The organism is Bacillus sp. GMs2/2 (assembly GCF_050172095.1).
In the GTDB taxonomy this organism is placed as follows: domain Bacteria; phylum Bacillota; class Bacilli; order Bacillales; family Bacillaceae_G; genus Bacillus_A; species Bacillus_A cereus.
This window is the reverse complement of sequence record NZ_JBNLYE010000503.1, coordinates 1-2364: the sequence shown is the minus strand read 5'-3', so window position 1 is coordinate 2364 and position 2364 is coordinate 1. Positions and strand designations below refer to the sequence as shown.

The window sequence follows — 2364 nt, the reverse complement described above, 5'->3', positions numbered from 1 at the left end:
CCACATCGCTATCAAGCTAATAAAACAAAATACCCTCTAAAATGAAAAAAATACTGTAGAGGGACAATAAAGTTGTTTCAAAGATAATAAAATTGTTTAAAGATAGTGATGGTATGGAAGTTCATACCATCCTTTTTTATTTTATGTATAATAAAATAAAGGAGTATTCCGATATTTGTTCGATTAAAATTAGGATAGAAATGGAGAATAAATATGACATATCCAATCAGAGTAAGAACAAGTGCATTAATCATTAAAAATAACAATGTTTTATTAGTCGAGTTTAATGACGAGAATGGATTACATTACAACTTGCCAGGTGGTGGAGTTGAACAAGGAGAAACTTTAATTGAAGCAGTCAAAAGAGAGGCATTAAAAGAAGCTTCTGTTCAAATTAACGTGGGGCAAGTAGCTTTTCTATATGAATATGAGTTGAAAGACGGCGAAACGCCTTGTATTTCTGATAACCCAGACGAAAATCAAACAGGTGTCAAATGGATACCGCTAGATGAATTACAGAATATCGTTCTATATCCTAATATTCGTAGCGAAATTCAAACATACATAAATAACAAGCGAAACATTAAGCTTATAGAAGAACAACAATTAGAAGGGTATTAATAAAATTGAGGAGCTAATTCGTATTTTTCGGCTCTGGAATTAAACAACTTTAAAAGCCTTCTGTCATTTAAATAGGCAAAAAGCCACTATATTTTGAGAGATAAAATTTAATAACTTTATTATCATTACACAAATACGCTATTCTTTCTGTAGACTCATAGAAAAGGATGGCGTTTTTGTATGTCTATTTCTGTATCCGATGAATTACAACTATTTGCTCAAGAAATTCAAAACTTCTTATCTCCAAATTTCTTACGAGATCTTGCTAGAGATGTTGGTTTTGTACAACGAACCAGTAAATACCAAGCAAAAGAGTTAGTAGCTTTATGTGTATGGATTAGTCAAAATGTTGCTAAAACCTCTCTAACTCAGTTATGTAGCTGTTTAGAAGCATCAACAGAAGTACTCATCAGTCCTGAGGGACTGAATCAACGATTTAATGCCACAGCCGTGCAATTTCTACAACAAGTATTAGCCAAACTTCTCAACCAAAAGTTATCTTCAGCTAAGTTGCTCTCTTCTCCATACACTTCTATTTTCAAGCGTATTCGTATCCTAGATTCAACTGCATTTCAACTTCCAGATTCTTTTTCATCCGTTTATCCAGGTGCAGGGGGATGTAGCCATACAGCGGGAGTAAAGATTCAGCTTGAGTATGATTTATTAAGTGGACAGTTCCTTCATATTCATACGGGTCCAGGGAAACAACATGATCGAACCTACGGTTCTCTGTGTGTTCCAACTGTGACAGCGAATGATTTATGTATCCGAGATTTAGGATATTTTCACTTGAAAGATCTTCAACACATACAAGATAAAAAGGCTTATTATATCTCACGTATTAAATCAAATACACGTATTTATCAAAAAAATCCTAATCCTGATTATTTTCAAGATGGTAGAATCAAGAAAGGTACAGAGTTTATCCAGATAGATATGGAAGTTGTAATGAACTCTCTTCAACCAGGACAAACATGTGAAATATCCAACGCTTATGTAGGAATAACTGATAAAGTATCAACTCGTGTGATTGTTCATCGGCTAACAAAAGAACAACAACAAAAACGATTACAAGATCAAGCTGTAAGAGAAAAAAAGAAAGGAATGAAGTATTCTCCTCGTAGTAAACGACTAAGTGGTATCAATGTATATATGACAAACACGCCTACAGATATTGTCCCCATGGGACAGGTACATGACTGGTATTCTTTACGTTGGCAAATCGAAATTTTATTTAAAACGTGGAAGTCATTCTTTCAAATCCATCATTGTAAAAAGATAAAACCAGAACGATTAGAGTGCCATTTATATGGTCAATTGATTGCCATTCTACTCTGTTCCTCTACCATGTTTCAAATGCGGCAATTACTTCTTATGAAAAAGAAACGAGAACTAAGTGAATATAAGGCCATATATATGATTAAAGATTACTTTTTTCTTCTTTTCCAAGCGATACAGAGAGACACTCAAGAGCTATCAAAGGTGTTACTTCGCCTGTTCAATCTCCTACAACAAAACGGGCGGAAATCTCATCGATATGAGAAAAAAACGGTCTTTGATATATTAGGTGTCGTTTACAATTGTACCATGTCTGATAATCAAGCCGCTTAATTCAAAAAATGAAACCCGTTAGGGTTTATTTCGTATGCAAATCTTTCAATCACCTGCACTTGCCCTTTAGATAAAGAGAAACAATCTCGCCTAAAATTGACTTTGCATAAGCTTAGCTTGATAGCGATGGGG

At 34.2% G+C, this 2364-nt stretch carries 2 protein-coding genes; both read left to right on the top strand.

Annotated elements, in window-relative coordinates:
• Positions 1-213: 213 nt before the first annotated feature.
• The gene (locus ACQGS6_RS26655) at positions 214-621 is read left to right on the top strand and encodes an NUDIX domain-containing protein (protein ID WP_426965890.1); all 408 of its coding nucleotides are present in this window, start codon (positions 214-216) and stop codon (positions 619-621) included.
• 180 nt (positions 622-801) lie between these two features.
• Positions 802-2232, top strand: coding sequence for an IS4 family transposase (locus tag ACQGS6_RS26650; protein WP_426965889.1), 1431 nt, complete (start codon positions 802-804; stop codon positions 2230-2232).
• Positions 2233-2364 lie beyond the last annotated feature (132 nt).

Excerpts from the sequence above, each read along its gene's own strand:
- ACQGS6_RS26655 (WP_426965890.1), top strand. The coding sequence starts at position 214 with ATGACATATCCAATCAGAGTAAGAACAAGTGCATTAATCATTAAAAAT.
- ACQGS6_RS26650 (WP_426965889.1), top strand. The coding sequence starts at position 802 with ATGTCTATTTCTGTATCCGATGAATTACAACTATTTGCTCAAGAAATT.